This window comes from Caulobacter vibrioides (assembly GCF_002858865.1).
In the GTDB taxonomy this organism is placed as follows: Bacteria; Pseudomonadota; Alphaproteobacteria; order Caulobacterales; family Caulobacteraceae; genus Caulobacter; species Caulobacter vibrioides.
Window position 1 is genome coordinate 1 of sequence record NZ_PJRR01000003.1, and the last position, 15,357, is coordinate 15,357.

Genomic DNA, 15,357 nt, shown 5'->3' on the forward strand with positions numbered 1-15,357 from the left:
AAGCCTACATCCTGACCAAGGAAGAAGGCGGCCGTCACACCCCGTTCTTCACCAACTACCGTCCGCAGTTCTACTTCCGCACGACGGACGTGACGGGCATCATCAAGCTGCGCGAAGGCGTGGAAATGATCATGCCGGGCGACAACGCCGAGCTGGACGTCGAGCTGATCACCCCGATCGCCATGGAAGAGAAGCTGCGCTTCGCTATCCGTGAAGGCGGCCGCACCGTCGGCGCCGGCGTCGTCGCCAAGATCGTCGAGTAATCTCGACTTTTTAGCCACGGCTGAAGACTGCGAAGGCCCCGGAGAGCAATCTCCGGGGCCTTTTGCTTGGCCTGTGTCATGGTGCCTCAAGTCGGCTACCCGCTTGACGCCTATTCGGCTATCGCTCACCACAGAGCGCTTGGGGGGAAAGCTTGCCCATCAGCGCGCGCATTCGTGGAAAAGTCGGCGGCTATCTGTTCGCCATCTTGGCGACCCTGGTCGCCTGGGCGCTGCGCTATGCGCTGGACGACTGGTTCCCGCCCGGCTTCCCCTATCTGACCTTCTTCCCGGCGGTCGTCGTCACCGCCTATTTCGCCGGCCTGCGGCCGTCGATCCTGTGCGCCGTGCTGTCCGGGCTGATGGCTTGGTACTTCTTCATTCCTCCGTTCCACAGCCTGAGCCTCAATTTCCCTACGGCCGTGGCCTTGGTGTTCTACGCCTTTGTGGTGGCGGTCGACGTGTTCTTCATCGACGGCATGCGCAAAGCCTTGCGGCAGTTGGAGGAGGAGCGCACCCGCTACGCCGCGCTCGCCGAGAGCCGCGACCTGCTCTATCGCGAACTGCACCACCGGGTGAGCAACAACCTCCATGTCGTGGGCGCGCTGCTGCGGCTGCAAGGCGCGGGTGTTCAGGATGAGGACGCGCGCCACGCCCTGGCGGAGGCGGGCGGCCGTATCGAGCTGATCGCCAAGATCCAGCGCGAGCTCCACAACGCCGTGGGCCAGCCGGCGCCGTTCCGAAGTTTTGCTGAGGTTGTGCTGGCGGGCGCGGCCGCCGCGGCCGGCGCCAAGGTCTCCCTCGCGATCCACGGCGGCGGGCAACCGCTCCATCCGGACCAGGCGATGCCCGTGACGTTGGTGATGCTGGAGAGCTTCAACAACGCGCTTGAGCACGGGTTCGGCGAGGGAGGCTCCGGGCGTGTAGAGGTCCATCTGGACCAGTCAGGGCTGACCCACGTTCTGACCGTTCGTGACGACGGCGCCGGACCGCCAGCTGACTTCGACCCGGCCCAGTCCAAGAGCCTTGGCCTGCGTATAGTCCGCGCCATGGCCCAGCAACTGGGTGGACAGTTCGAGATGGCCAGCGAGGGCGGCTGGACGATCTGTAGGCTGAGCTACGCGCCCAAGCAGGACTAGGCCCTGGGGGGCGGCCGCCCTCGCGTGGGGCGGCCGCGCTCTTCCATAAGCCGGCTAGATGATGGACGCGCCTTTGGGCGCCTCGCGCGGCGTGATGATCCGCGCCAGCTTCGGCTTCAGCCACATCTCGAAGTCATCCACGATCTCGTAGACGACCGGCACCAGCACCAGCGACAGCACGGTTGAGGTGATCAGGCCGCCGATCACCGCCACGGCCATCGGCTGGCGGAACTCCGCGCCCGTGCCGATCCCCAAAGCGGTCGGCAGCATGCCGGCCATCATCGCCAGGGTGGTCATCACGATCGGGCGCGCCCGCTCGTGACAGGCGTCGAGAATGGCCTCGCGCTGGCTCATGCCGGCGCGCTCCTGCTCGATGGCGTACTCGACCAGCAGGATCGAGTTCTTCGCCGCCAGGCCCATCAGCATCAGGAAACCGATCAACGACGGCATCGACAGCGACTGGCCCATGACCAGCAGGCCAAAGAACGCGCCGCCGATCGCCAGCGGCAGGGCGGACAGAATGGTGATCGGCTTGAAGAAGCTGCGGAACAGCAGCACCAGCACGCCGAACACCAGGCCCACCGCCGACAGCAGGGCCACCGCAAACCCGGTGAAGAGCTCGACGAACGCCTCCTGGTCACCGGCCGAGGCGGGGGCGACGCCCGCGGGCAGGTTCTTCATGGTGGGCAGGCTGTCGACATCCGCCATGGCCTCGCCCAGCTGGGCGCCGTTGTTCAGGTCCGCCTCGACGGTCACCTGACGCTTGCGGCCAAAGCGATCGATCTTGGCCGGGCCGGCCTGGAAGGAGAGTTCCGCGACCGTGTCGAGGCGGGTGCTGCCGCCGTTGGCCGTCGGCACCCGCAGGGCGCCCAGCGCCTCCAGGTCCTGGCGGCTTTCTGCGGGCAGGCGTACGCGGATCGGGATCCGACGCTCGCCCTGGGTCATCTTGGCGACGTTGGCGTCGATGTCGCCGACCGTAGCCACGCGGGCGATGGCGGCGATGTCCGCCGAGCTGACGCCGAGGCGTGCGGCTTCGTCAGCCTTCGGACGGATCAGGATTTCCGGGCCGCTGGGCGGCGAGGATGGACGCGGGTCGGCCACGGTGGACAGGCCCTGCATCTCGCGCTCGATCTTCGCCGCCGTGCGCTCCAGCAGCGGACCGTCCTCGGAGACGAGGATGGTCTGCACCTCAGAGGAGCCCCAGTCGCCCTGCAGGTTGACCCGAGCGTCGGGGATGTCGCGGAGGCTGGCGCGGACCTCCTGCTTGATCTCGGTGACGCTCAGTTCGCGGTCGCCGCGGAGCACGATCGTGATCGTGGCGTCGCGGATGTCGGCGCTGCTCTGTCCGCCCCAGCCGCTGCCGATGTTGGAGCCGACCTGGGCGAAGACATTGGTCACCTCGGGGCGCTTGCGCATCAGGGTGGTCACCTGCTGCACCGTGCGGTCCATGTCGGCGACGGTCGCGCCCGGCGGCCCCTGGACCTTGAGATAGTAGTAGTTGTTGTTGGCGGGCGGCTGGAACGCGGTCGGCAGCAAGCCGGCCAGCATGATCGAGCCGACAAAGATCAGGCCGCCGATGATGCAGGCCAGGATCCGGTGATCCAGCGACCAGTCCAGGATGTTGCGATAGAAGCCCTCGAAGGGCTTGCGCGGATGCGGGGCCTTGGCCGGCTTGAGGAAATAGGCGGCCAGCAGCGGCGTCAGCAGGCGGGCCACGACCAGCGAGAACAGCACGGCGACGGCGACCGTCAGGCCGAACTCCTTGAAGAACTGGCCAGGCATGCCGGGCATGAAAGACACCGGGACGAACACGGCCACGATCGTGAAGGTGGTCGCCACCACGGCCAGGCCGATCGCGTCCGCGCCCTCCATCGCCGCCTGGAAGGGCCTCTGTCCGCGTGCGACGCGTTTTTCGATGTTCTCGATCTCGACGACCGCGTCGTCGACGAGGATGCCGATGACCAGAGTCAGGGCCAGCAGCGTCACGACGTTCAGCGAGAAGCCCATGAACGCCATGAAGGCGAAGGTCGGCACCAGCGAAACGGGCATGGCGAGGGCGGTGATCAGGGTCGCTCGCCATTCCCGCAGGAACAGGAACACCACCAGCGACGCCAGCAGCATGCCTTCCAGCAGGGTGTGTTCTGTGGCCTTGAAGCTGGCGCGGGTCTCGTCGACGGTCGAGAAGATCTTCACGAACGTCACGCCGGGGGTCTTTTCCGCCAGCTTGTCGATCGCCACCTTCACGCGATCTTCGACGGCGACATCGCTGGAATCCCGGGTCTTCATCACCTGGAAGGCCACGACGGGCTTGCCGTCCAGCCGCGCAAAGCCGCGCTCCTCTTCAGAGCCCTGGCCCACCTGGGCGACATCGGTCAGCTTCACATAGCGACCGCCGGCGACCGGGATGGTGATCTGACGCAGTTGCTCGATCGTCGTCGCCGCGCCCAGCACGCGCAGGGTCTGTTCGCGCCCCCCGATGCTGGCGCGTCCGCCCGGCGCATCGACGCTGAAGCTGGCCAGGGCCTGGTTCAGCTGCGGCGCGGTGACGCCGAACGAGGCCATGCGGTCGGGATCGATAATGACGTTGATCTCGCGATCGACGCCGCCGACGCGGGCCACCTGCGCCACGCCCTTCTCGCCTTGCAGGGCGCGGGTCACGGTGTCGTCGATGAACCACGACAGGTCCGTGGCGCTCATGCTCGGCGCCGAGACGGCGTAGGTGATGATCGGCGCGCTGGTGATCTCCAGGCGCTGGACGAGCGGCTCGTCCACCTCGCGGGGCAGGACGGCGCGAGCCTGGTCGACCTTGGAGCGGACCTCGTCGGTGACCTTCTGCAGGTCTTCGCCGAGGTTGAACTCGATCGTCGTGGTCGAGGCGCCCTGCACGACCGAGGAGCGGATGGTCTTGACGTTGGAGATGCTGGCCACCGCATCCTCGATCGGACGGGTGACCTGGGTCTCCATCTCGCCGGGCGCAGCGCCGCTCTGGGTGACCGTCACAGTGACGGCCGGGAACTCGACGTTGGGGAACTGCTTGATCGGCAGGCCAAGATAGGCGCCGACGCCGGCGATCATCAGGGCGATGAACACCACCGCCACCGGGATCGGGTTGCGGATCGCCCAGGCCGAGACCCGCAGCTGTCCGGTCGAGTGCTCGGCCGTGTTGTTCTGCTCGCTCATCAGCGCGCCGCCTGCTGGGCCGGACGAATGACGTCGCCGTCGGTGACGAACGCCGCGCCGCCGAGGACGATACGCGTGCCGGCGGACGGGCCTTGCACCACCTGCGCCCAGCCGCCGCCCTTCTGGCCGATCTTCACCGGGACCTGCTTGGCGCGGTTGTTGCTGTCGACGGTCATCAGGAACAGGCCATCGGCCTCATAGCGGATGGCGGATTCCGGAACCGCCGTCACGGGCGCGCCCGACGCGCCGAAGGTGGCGCGGCCAAAACCGCCGGGACGCAGGTCGGGGCGGACGGGCAGGCGAATGCGAACCTTGCCCAGGCGGCTGGTGCTGTCGACGCGCGGGCTGACCAGGCGCACAACGCCGGACAGAGCCTGACCGGCGGGCAGCGACACCGCCACCGACTGACCGGCGCGGATGCCGCCCAGGTCGGCTTCATTGACCTCCGCGTCCAGCTCCACAAGGCCGTCGCGGGCGATGGTGAACCATGGCGCGGTCCCGCCGCCGGCGATCTGCCCGGGTTGGACGCCGCGCGAGAGGACGCGGCCGCTGACCGGCGCGGTGATGGTCATGCGCGAGGCGCGCGTCCGCAGCTCCTTCAGCGCCGCCTCCTGGGCCTTGGCCTGGTAGCGGCGGGTCTCGATCTGTTCCTGGCTGAGCACGCCCTGGCCGTCGAGGCCGGACACCCGAGCGGCCTCGGCCTGGGCCTGGGCGGTCACCGCCGCCTGCTGCTCGATCTGGGCGCGCAGCAGGGTGTCGTCCAGCTGGACCAGCGGCTGACCGGCGCGGACCCAGTCACCCTCGTCGGCGTAGAGCCGTGCGACGCGATAGCCGGTCAGCTCCGAGCCGACGGCGGCCTCCTCGCGGGAGACCAGAAGGCCCGACGCCTCGATGCCGCCGCCCAGCGGGCGGGTCTCGACGCTGCCGACGCTGACCGCGCGCGCCGAAGCGCTGGCGGGCGCGGTTTCGGCGGGAGCGTCCTTCTTGCCGCCACAGGCGGTCAGGCCCACGCCGGCGCAGACCAGGGCGGTGGCGATCAGATAGCGGGTCGTCATCGGAGCGGGTCTCATTGCGCGGAAGCCTTGGTCGGGACGGCCTCGGGCGACCAACCGCCGCCAAGAGCCTTGTAGGTTTGCACGGCGCGCTGCAGCGCCTGGGTCTGAGCGGCCGTTGAGGCCGAGCGAACGGCGCGCCAGGCCTGTTCGGCCTGCAGGGCCGTCGTCAGGTCGGTGAGCCCGGCCGCAAAGCTCTTGCGGCTTGCTTCATAGGCCACGGCGGCGCGGCGTTCGCCCGCCGTCAACAGCGCCACGCGCCGCTCGTCTGCGGCCAGCTGGACAAGGGCGTTGTCAGCTTCGCCGAACGCGGTCTGGACCGTCTTTTCATAGGTGATCGCGGCCTGTTCGACCCTGGCGTTGCTGGCCTTGATGTCGGTCATCAGCTTGGGAATGTTCAGAACCGGGATCGAAAGATTGGCTCCGATCGTCCAGGCCGAACTGGTCGTCGAGGTTTGCGCGCCGGCGTCCAGGAAGCTGGGCGTGATGGCCTTGGAGATCCCGCCCCCCGGCGTCAGCGTCAGGGTAGGGAACAGCGCCAGTTCGCTGATGTTGAGATTGCCCGAGGCCGAGGCCAGGCGAGCGGCCGCCTCGCGCACATCGGGACGCCGCGCCAGCAGTTGGCCGGGCGTTGCAGCGGGAACCGGCGGCGGCTTGGCCAGCGACGCCGTGACGGGCAGGGTTTCGAGCGGATCGACGCCCTTGCCGACCAGGATCAGAAGCGTGCGGCGCGCGGCGCGGAGCTCCGCTTCCAAAGCCGCGGCCTGGGCTTCGGCCTGGGCAAGATCGGCGGCGGCGCGTTCGCCTTCGGAGGTGGCGATCAGGCCACGCCGACCCCGCTCAGCAGCGACATCGGCCAGCGACCTGGCGATCCGCACGCTTTCGCGGGCGTCATCCAGCTGGACCGCCAGTCCCCGCGCCTCGAAATAGGACTGGGCGACATTGGCGGCCAGGGCCGCACGCGCGCCCTCATAGGCGAAGCGCGCCGCGGCCATATCGTTCTTCACCACCCGCAGCGCAGCGAGGCGGCGGCCGATCAGGTCCAGCTCCCAGGAGACGTCGAAATTGGCGGAGTAGGTCTTGCTGACCCCGCCCTGGGTGAAGGCGCCGACGCCGCTTTGCTCGTTGATGTCGGTGTCGGTGCGTTGGGCCGAACCGACGAGCGGCGTCTGTGGAATGAAGATCTGGCGGATCTGGCCCTGGCGGATGGCGCGCGCTTCTTCAAGACGCGCCGCCGCAAGCCGCGCATCGGGGCTCTGAGCCAGCGCCGTAGTGACAAGCGCGTTCAGGGCGGGGTCGTTGAACTGCGTCCACCATTGATCCAGGGCCTGGGGCGCGAGGGCAGGACCGGCCGGGGCCTCATAGGCGCTCGGCAGCTGGACCTCCGCCTTGCGCGCCGGGGTCGTGCAGGCCGCCAGTCCCAGGCCGAGAACCATGAGCGTCATGATGGGAGCGGCGCGCGACAAGCCTACAGGCTGCTCTGGTCGCAATAGGGCGCCGGTCGTGGCGAGACGCATGAAATTCAACCCAGTTGTTGTGACGCGCGGCGCGCCCAGGCGACCAATGGTCTCCCACTTAGGGGGCCGGCCCCGGGAGGGAAACCCCCGTTCGAGAGGTTTAACGAAGCCATCCGCCGACTGGACGCAGTCTTGAGGGCTCTTGATCCCATACCTGTCAGCAGTGTGGTCGATTGACGCGGCGAGCAACCGTCTCTTCTGGCGAAGGTTGACGCGACGGCAGAACATACCGCATCATCGAAACAGGTGTTCGACATTGTTTGTCGAGGGCTTGGCTCGTCGCAGTTGGCGGGCCTGTAGCGTGGCTTTTCAAGCGTCCGGCCCCGGGGGACCACGGCTTGTCGGCTCTGTACGGCGCATCTCAAGGTTTCGAAAAAGAACCTGCCTATCGGCGCGGCTGCATCCGCGCCGGCGGGGTGGCGCGCGCCCGAGCTCTGTCAGGAACGCCGCCGCCCAGCTGAACGTGATTTGGCCCCGCGAAAAGACGATCGGCCAATCAAGAACGAACCGAGGGAGGGAATACGGATGAACAGAAGCAGCTTCCTGCGCGGGGGGTCATGCTTGGCGCTGGCCTTGGCGATGGCGGGCGCGGCTCAGGCCCAAGAGGCTCAGAAGCCGGACGCGTCGACCCAGGTCGAAGAAGTCGTGGTCACGGGCTCCTTCATCAGGGGCACGCCGGAGGACGCAGCCCTGCCGGTCGAGGTCATCGGCGCCGAGGAGCTGCAAAAGCGAGGGTCCCCTTCCACCGTCGAACTGCTGAAGGCCCTGTCGGTCTCCAACGGTGTGCTCGGCGACACCAATCAGTTCGACAGCCGCGCCCAGGGCTCCGAAGGCTCCGGCTCGGTCAATCTGCGGGGTCTGGGCTCGCAGCGCACCCTGGTGCTGCTGAACGGTCGGCGTCTGGCCATCAACCCGTTCGGCCAGGCGGGCGCGGGTATCGTCGACACCAACATCCTTCCCGCAGCGGCCATCGGCCGTCTGGAAGTGCTGAAGGACGGCGCGGCCGCCACCTATGGCTCGGACGCCATCGCCGGCGTCGTCAACTTCATCACCAAGAAGAGCTTCGAGGGGCTCGAGGTCGGCGCCGACTATCGTCACATCAACGGTTCCGACGGCGACTACGGCCTGAACTTCACCTGGGGCAAGGTCTGGGAGAACGGCAACGTCCTGGCCAGCCTGGGCTGGCAGCATCGCTCCAAACTGTCGGTCTCCGAGCGGGACTGGGCCAGTCGGTCCTATCTCAGCAATCCCGAGGCCGGCTGGTCGGCGGCGGGGAACCCGTCCACCTTCATCCCGCTGGCCAGCTCCACCAACGGCATGCGCGATCCGGCTTGCGCCGGTCTTGGCGGTTTCCCCGGCTTCAGCGGGCTGACGCCGGTCTGCTACTGGCAGTACACGCCATTCGACAACCTCGTGGAAAAGTCCAACGCCATTCAGGCCTATGCCGAGGCCAACGCCGATCTGTCGGCGACGACCAAGTTCCACGTCGAGGTGCTGTACGCCCATACCGACGTGCCGGACTGGAACACCTCGCCGTCCTACGCCGCCCTGGCGGTGCCGACCGCCGAAGCCTCGCCTATTCCAGGGCGGTACGTCGTGCCTGCGACGAACCCGGGCCTGATCGCCTTCATGGCGGCGAACCCGACGGTTCAACTGTCCAGCCTGGCGACCGGCGCGGTCAGCACGGTCCCCAGCTCGATCTTCGCGTTCGGCGCGCTCAATGTCGCCGCCCGGCCGTTCGGCATCGGCGGCAATCCCAAGTTCGGCTACGGCCCGTCGATCGGGGCCCGATCGTTCGACGCCTTCCGGGTGTCGGCGGACCTGTCGGGCGAGTTCGAGAACGGCATCGGCTGGGATATGGCGCTGACCTACTCCCAGGAGATCGGCATCCGCACCGGCTATGACACGCTGGTCAATCGCTTCGCCCTGGCGCTTCAGGGTCTTGGCGGTCCGCTCTGCGACAGCAATCCGTCGCTGCCGGGCGTCCAGGGCACGGCGGGCGTTGGCCAGTGCATGTATTTCAATCCCTTCGCCAGCGCGATTCCGGGCAACGCGATCACCGGCCAGGCCAACGCCGGCTACAATCCGGCCCTGGCCAACAACAAGGACCTGATCGACTGGTTCTTCAAGAAGCTCTCGACCAAGCAGGCCTCGCGGCTGTTCGTCGGCGAGGCGGTGCTGAACGGTAAGACCAACATCACGCTGCAGGGCGGCGACGTCGCCTGGGCTGCGGGTGTCCAGTATCGCCGCAGCTACTTCACGGCCGACTACAACGACATCAGCAACGCGGCGGTCAATCCGTGCGTGAACACGCCGGACTTCGGCGTCACCACCTGCACGGGCTCGGTCCGCAACGGCCCCTTCATGTTCCTGGGCGTCGGCAACGAAGCCGACAATCAGAGCGATGTCATGGCGGCCTTCGGCGAGCTGTCGGTGCCGATTACTGACGACTTCCAGGCTCAGCTCGCGGCGCGCTATGAGAAGTACGGTGGCGCGGTCGGCTCGACCTTCAATCCGAAGGTTTCGCTGCGCTGGCAGGCGATGCCCTGGCTGGCCCTGCGCGCCTCGGCCGGTTCGACCTTCCGGGGGCCGCCGGATCCGCTGACCACGACCACCTCGGTGACCTCGCTGCAGGGCATTCTCGGCGTGTTCCGCGCCGTCGACATCTACGGCAATCCGAACCTGAAGCCTGAAAAGGCCCAGACCTACAATTTCGGTCTGCTGTTCAATGCGGGCGGGTTCAAGGCCAGCGTCGACTACTTCTATTTCGACTTCAAGGATCCGATCGTCGCCGAGCCGGTGGCGGGCATGGTGGCCTCGCTGTATCCGAATGGCGCTGCGGGAGCCAACAACTGCGCCGATCCGGCCTATGCCGGCCTGGTGTCGCGCTTCACCTTCACCGGGGCGTGCGCCACGCCGACGACCAGCATCGCGCGCCTGCGCACCAACTACATCAACGGCGCGCCGGTGAAGAACGCCGGCTTCGACTTCTCGGCCGACTACCGGTTCCGGGACGTGATGGGCGGCGACATCTCGCTGGGCGGTTCGGCGACCTACATCCAGAAGTACGAGGTCGGCGCCACTCAGGTGGAGGGCATCACCGTCGAGAAGGCCTTCGACGCGGTGGGGCTGCTCAACTACCAGACCACCGTCGTGCCGATCCCCAAGTGGAAGGGTGACGTGCACGCCGAATGGAACTCGGGCCCGCACAACCTGCGTCTGTCGATCCACTATATCGGTTCCTACACCGACCAGCGCACCGCGCCGTTTGCGGCCAACGCCTACAAGGACACCACGGGCGCCGGCGTGACGGTCAGCGCGGGCAAGAAGATCGAAAAGCAGGTCCTGACCAACCTCGCCTATCGCGTCTTCCTGCCGTGGGACACGACCGCCACCCTGGCGATCACCAACCTGTTCGACAAGGATCCGTCCTACGCCCGCCTCGACCTGGGCTACGACCCGTTCACCGGCGATCCGCTGGGTCGCACCTACAAGGTGGGCCTGCGCAAGAAGTTCTAGTTCCTCGGAGCGTGTGGGAACTTGCGGCGCGTCCTTCCCCCAAAGGACGCGCCGTTTTCTTGTCCGGCGAGCGAGGAGGTTACAGCCAGTCCAGCAGGCTGGGCGGGCTCGCGAGCGAGCCGTCGGCGTTGAACATCTGCGCCAGCTTTTCGCGTGAAGCCTGGAGGTCGGTCATCCGGGCATAGATCTCGGGCGTCCAGCCGCCGGCTTGCCGTTCCTCAACAGTCATGGCCGCATAGCGGGTGATCATCGCCTTGCCAAAGCCGCCCGCCTCCTCGGCGGTGGACTGGTAGCTGGCCTTGATGGCGGCGCTGTCGCGGGCGCGGATCTCGGCCTTGGCCTCCGCGATCTCGTGGGTCGAGAACTGGTCGTCCTTGTTGAGCGCGATGGCCGATAGCGAGCGATCGTCGAACCGCCGGAAATCGATCTCGCCGCTGTCCCGATCCTTGGCCGCCTCAGGCGCGAAGGCCAGCTCGTACTGCTTGTCCAGGGCCACGCGGACGTCGCCGGCGACCTTGCCGAAGTCGCGGGTCTTGGCGCCGGCGACGGCGCTGCCGATCTCTTTCATATAGGCCGCGACGCTGTCGTTCTCGATCCCCGCAGGCGCCAGGCCCGGGCGGGCGAGGGCCTGTTTGCGCCCTTCGATCAGCGCGTCGTGCTCGCGGCTCCAGGCGGCCGAGCTCTTTTCCTCGGGGCCCGCCGTATCCAGGTGATCCAGCGCCGCCTGATAGAGGCCCGCATAGTCGCCGGTCAGCCGCGCCTGGGCAGCGGGACCCGCAAGGACGGTGTCCTGCCGGGACTTCAGAGCGAGCGCCGCGACGACCTGCTGGTCGATCGGAAACTGGTCGCCCTTGTTGCTGGCCACGGCGTGCAGTGTGCGCCGGTCCAGGGCCGACAGATCGATGGTGGCGTTTCCGTCCTTCAAGGCGCCGGTCGCCCCCGCCGCCTTGAGCCGCGCCGTGATCTGGGTCTTGGCCTCGGCGACCACGGCTTCGATCGCGCGGGAGTCGGTTTGCGCCTTCAGCGCGGCTTGCGCGGCGGGTGACAGGGTGACGTTCACCGCCGGGGTGTTGATCGTCTCGCTCTGGTCGCGGGTCTTGGCCTGGGCCGCCGCCTGACTGGCGCGCTGGGCCGCCGTCTGGCCTGCGGTGAGGCCTGGCGCATAGGTCGACGCATACGGATTGATCGTCGTCATGTCGCGCGACTTCTAGCGAATCAAGGACTTAAGGGTAGCAGTCCTCGCCTGGCTTGGGCGCCCTATGGTTAATGGGTCGCACGCGGCGCTTGAAAAGTCCTTAGCTCAGGACGCCGGTCAGCAGCGGCCGAGCGAACAGGTCCGCAGCCTCCTCCCGCTGCAAGCCAGGAACCCAGGCCTCCAGAGAGGCGGCGGCGTTCAGCATCGAGTTGATCATGTGCGCGGCGATGCTGGCGTCGATCGCGCGGATCGATCCGTCCGCGACGCCATCGGAGATGATCGACGCAAAGCGTTGCCAGCCGCGCATGTAGCCGTCCGCCATGTCGCTGCGCAGCGGTTCGGGCAGGGCGCCCAGCGATGAGGCGCGCAGCAATGGGCCGTGTTCGGACAATTGGTAGCTGGTCAGGCCGGCGGCCGTCGAGACAAGCTGGGTCCAGCTGTCGGTCGGCAGGGCGCGGGCGTCGAGCTGGGAGCGACGCGTGACGGTGAAGGTGCGCTCGAAGCACTCGGCGACCAGGGCGTCCTTGTCGTCGTGGTGATGGTAGAACGAGCCCTTGGTCACGTTGAGCGCCGCCGAGATGTCCTCGACCGAGGCCCCGCGATAGCCGCGCTGATTGATCAGGCGGGTCGCCGCCACCAGGAAGGTTTCGCGCCACTCCAGACCTTCGGGCGACAGCGGCGTCGGATCGGGCAGAGCGTGGGGATTCCAGTCGCGCTCCGCCGTCGGCAAGCCGTTCAGCAGGATGTCGCTCATCCGCTCGAGCACCCGCCCATAGTCCTCGACGTCATAGCGGCGCAGCCAGCGGCCGGACCAGAACACCTGCTCCATCAACAGATGGGTGCGCGCGTTGCGCTGACGCTTGTCGAGATGCGCCAGGGCGGGGTCGTCGAAGAAGCTGCGGACCCGCCGGAAGAGATCGTTGAACGCGCCGATGACCGAGCCCCGCAGAGGCTCCTTCAGCGCCTTGATCTCGGCGAAGCTGGTCAGCGGCGTAGCCTCGCCCAGCCGTACACGGCGGTTCAGGTCGAGATACAGATCCAGGAACTTGATGATCCGCGCGGCGGGCGTCGCCTCGCCGGCGGCCTGCTCCACCATCGCTTCGAAGCGCTCAAGACCGCGCATGAAGCAGGCGGCGGCCAGATCGTCCTTCTTGCGATAGTAGTAGGTGACGCTGGTGGTGTTGAGGCCAACACTGGCGGCGACATCGGCCAGGGTCATGCCGCGTACGCCCTGACGGTTCAGGATCGCCGTGGCCGCCGCCAGGATCGTCTCCTTCTTCCGTGCGTAGCGCGCCGTGGCCGCTCCCGCGATCCGACCGTCGTCCATCGCCTTCAAATCCCTGGGGTCCCATCATGACCGACGGTCGCGCCGGTCATCAGACTCTCGTGTCCAATCTAGGCGTCCATCGGGCCGGCTTAAAGGCCGATGACGTCCGTTGCAGGACGATAGCGCCTGCCTACAGCCCCGTTTTGTCAGGATTGTTGCAAGCCCGGCGTCTTTTGGGCGGGCTTAGGAGGCCTTGCGCTGGCGCGAAGGGTCCAGGGTCAGGGCGGCGGCGATGGCCTGGGTCAGGGCCAAGGGCGAAAGCGGCTTGGCGATCGCGCCATCCATCCCCGCGGCGAGGTAGCTCGCCTGCTGATGCGCCATGGCGTTGGCGGTCATGGCCAGGATCGGCGCGGCGCCTGCGGGGTTGTTGAACGCACGGATGCGATGGGTGGCCTCGACGCCGTCCATGACCGGCATCTGGATGTCCATGAGGATCAGGTCGAAGCCCTGTCGCGCCGCCGTAACGCCCTGTGCGCCATCCTCGGCGGTGGTCACGCGGGCGCCCAAGGCCTCGAGCATGCGTGTGGCGATCAGCCGGTTGGTCGCGTTGTCCTCGACCAGCAGGACGTGCAGCCCGTCGAACAGAGGGCCGTCGGCCAGCGTCTCCTGCGTGTCCGGGCGCGCACAGGCCTGGGTCTCAACCTCCAGCCAGAAGGTCGAACCCTTGCCCAGTTGGCTCTCGAAGCCGACCTCGCCGCCCATCAACTCGGCGAGCCGCCGGCAGATGGCCAGGCCCAGACCCGAGCCGCCGAAGCGGCGGGTCGTCGAACCGTCGCCCTGACGGAAGCGCTCGAACAGGCGCGCTCCGGCTTCCTCGCCGATGCCCACGCCGGTGTCGTCGATCTCGAAGCGCAGGCGCAAGCGCGCGCCATCAGGGCTGTCGATCCGTCGCCCCGAAAGCCGCGCGACGACGCCGCCCTCCAGGGTGAACTTCACCGCATTGCCGATCAGATTGAACAGCGCCTGGCGCAGCCGCAGCGGGTCGGTCGCCACCCAGCCGAGGTCGTCCGAGGCCTCCACCCGCAGATAAAGCCCCTTGGCCTCGGCCTGGGCGCGCAGCATGTCGGCCACGCCCCGAAGCAGCTCGGCGGGACAGATGGGCTCGGCGGACAGCTCGAGCTTGCCGGCCTCGATCTTGGAAAAGTCGATGATGTCGTTGAGAAGCTCGGACAACATCTCGCCGCAGCCCAGCGCCTCTGTCAGCAGGCGTCGTCCGTCGTCCGAGAGCTTCTCGGTCTTCAGCAGGTGCAGCACGCCCAGCACGCCGTTCATGGGCGTCCGGATCTCGTGGCTCATATTGGCCAGGAACTGGGACTTGGTCTCGGCGGCGGCCAGGGCGGCGTCGCGTGCGGCGACCAGCTCGGTGACGTTCTGCGTGATGCCGATGACGTCATAGGTGTCGGGGCTGGATCCGCGCACGCCGCGCCAGGCCACGTGCAGGTGGATCCAGTCGTCGGCGCCGGGGTCGAGATAGCGGTAGTCGATCTCCACATGCTCGCCGGTCTGCAGGGTTCGCGAGAACGCCTGCCAAACCCGGGCGCTGTCCTCGGGATGGATCGACTGGGTCATCTCGGCGACGGTCATGGTCCGCGCGCCGCCCTCCGGGGCGCTGGGCGTCGGGATGTCCTGATCGAACGCATAGACGCCCCTGCGGGGATTGAACCGCCAGACATAGACGCCGGCGGCGTTGCGCAGAAGTTCGTTTGAACGCTCGGCCTGCAGGCGGGCGGCCTCGCGGGCCCGGTCCTCGCTGATGTCCTGAAAGACGATCAACTGGCCGCCGCCTTCCAGGATGGTCGACTGGGTGCGAACCCACAGCCAGCCGCCGCCCTTTCGCGCCAGCCGATTTTCGCTGTGGGCGTGACCCACGGTCTTCAGCGTGTGACCGGCGGCGGTCAGAACCTCGGTGTCATGCAGATGAAAGAAGTCGCGGATTTCGCGGCCCAGCGTGTCCTCGGCGGCCCAGCCTGTCAGTTGGCTCCAGGCGGGATTGGCGCGGATGATCCGGCTGTCGCGCAGCACAACGAACATGTCGAGGCTGTTCTGGAAGAACCAGTCAGCCGCAGCGGCTTCGATTCTGGCGCCGGCCTTTGTATCCAAGCGCTTGCCCATCCCGCTTCGCTCGTCTTCAATCGATGATGCGCAGGGTTGGGTAAAGTTTACGTTGC

Annotated in this window: 7 protein-coding genes and 2 pseudogenes; 3 read left to right on the forward strand and 6 right to left on the reverse strand. The window is 67.5% G+C overall.

Annotated elements, in window-relative coordinates; all coding sequences use genetic code 11:
• Positions 1–263, forward strand: a pseudogene (gene tuf, locus CVUC_RS00150) (elongation factor Tu); the annotation flags it as partial.
• 152 nt (positions 264–415) lie between these two features.
• The gene (locus tag CVUC_RS00155) at positions 416–1,399 is read left to right on the forward strand and encodes a sensor histidine kinase (RefSeq protein WP_096034310.1); all 984 of its coding nucleotides are present in this window, start codon (positions 416–418) and stop codon (positions 1,397–1,399) included.
• A gap of 54 nt (positions 1,400–1,453) precedes the next feature.
• On the opposite strand, the gene CVUC_RS00160 is transcribed toward CVUC_RS00155, so the two are convergent.
• Genes CVUC_RS00160 through CVUC_RS00170 form a run of 3 tightly spaced genes read right to left on the reverse strand, consistent with a single transcriptional unit; the run spans position 1,454 to position 7,157 of the window.
• A complete protein-coding gene (locus CVUC_RS00160) occupies positions 1,454–4,579 on the reverse strand; it encodes an efflux RND transporter permease subunit (RefSeq protein ID WP_096034309.1) in 3,126 nt (1,041 codons plus the stop codon).
• Positions 4,579–5,688 (reverse strand): efflux RND transporter periplasmic adaptor subunit, encoded by a 1,110-nt coding sequence (locus CVUC_RS00165; RefSeq protein WP_096034308.1) that lies wholly within the window; start codon positions 5,686–5,688, stop codon positions 4,579–4,581. The genes CVUC_RS00160 and CVUC_RS00165 overlap by 1 nt, the downstream gene beginning before the upstream one ends.
• Entirely contained in the window at positions 5,646–7,157 is a 1,512-nt protein-coding gene (locus CVUC_RS00170) for an efflux transporter outer membrane subunit (protein ID WP_024265924.1), read from the reverse strand. Before CVUC_RS00170 ends, CVUC_RS00165 begins: the two co-directional genes overlap by 43 nt.
• Positions 7,158–7,290: 133 nt before the next feature.
• Here CVUC_RS00170 and CVUC_RS00175 point away from each other — a divergent pair.
• A pseudogene (locus tag CVUC_RS00175) lies at positions 7,291–10,667 on the forward strand (TonB-dependent receptor).
• 79 nt (positions 10,668–10,746) lie between these two features.
• On the opposite strand, the gene CVUC_RS00180 reads toward CVUC_RS00175, so the two are convergent.
• The 3 genes from CVUC_RS00180 to CVUC_RS00190 all read right to left on the reverse strand — a co-directional run bounded on the left by CVUC_RS00180 (position 10,747) and on the right by CVUC_RS00190 (position 15,301).
• Positions 10,747–11,862: a hypothetical protein gene (locus CVUC_RS00180; RefSeq protein ID WP_096034307.1), complete on the reverse strand. Its 1,116-nt coding sequence runs from the start codon at positions 11,860–11,862 to the stop codon at positions 10,747–10,749.
• A gap of 100 nt (positions 11,863–11,962) precedes the next feature.
• Complete coding sequence (locus tag CVUC_RS00185; protein ID WP_096034306.1) at positions 11,963–13,198, reverse strand: TetR/AcrR family transcriptional regulator; 1,236 nt, start codon at positions 13,196–13,198, stop codon at positions 11,963–11,965.
• A 174-nt stretch (positions 13,199–13,372) separates the two neighbouring features.
• On the reverse strand, positions 13,373–15,301 hold the full coding sequence (locus tag CVUC_RS00190) for an ATP-binding protein (protein WP_096034305.1): 1,929 nt from the start codon (positions 15,299–15,301) through the stop codon (positions 13,373–13,375).
• Positions 15,302–15,357: the final 56 nt, after the last annotated feature.

Bases quoted from the DNA above. Each gene is read 5' to 3' on its own strand.
- CVUC_RS00160 (WP_096034309.1), bottom strand. From the start codon at position 4,579: ATGAGCGAGCAGAACAACACGGCCGAGCACTCGACCGGACAGCTGCGG.
- CVUC_RS00180 (WP_096034307.1), bottom strand. From the start codon at position 11,862: ATGACGACGATCAATCCGTATGCGTCGACCTATGCGCCAGGCCTCACC.
- CVUC_RS00190 (WP_096034305.1), bottom strand. From the start codon at position 15,301: ATGGGCAAGCGCTTGGATACAAAGGCCGGCGCCAGAATCGAAGCCGCT.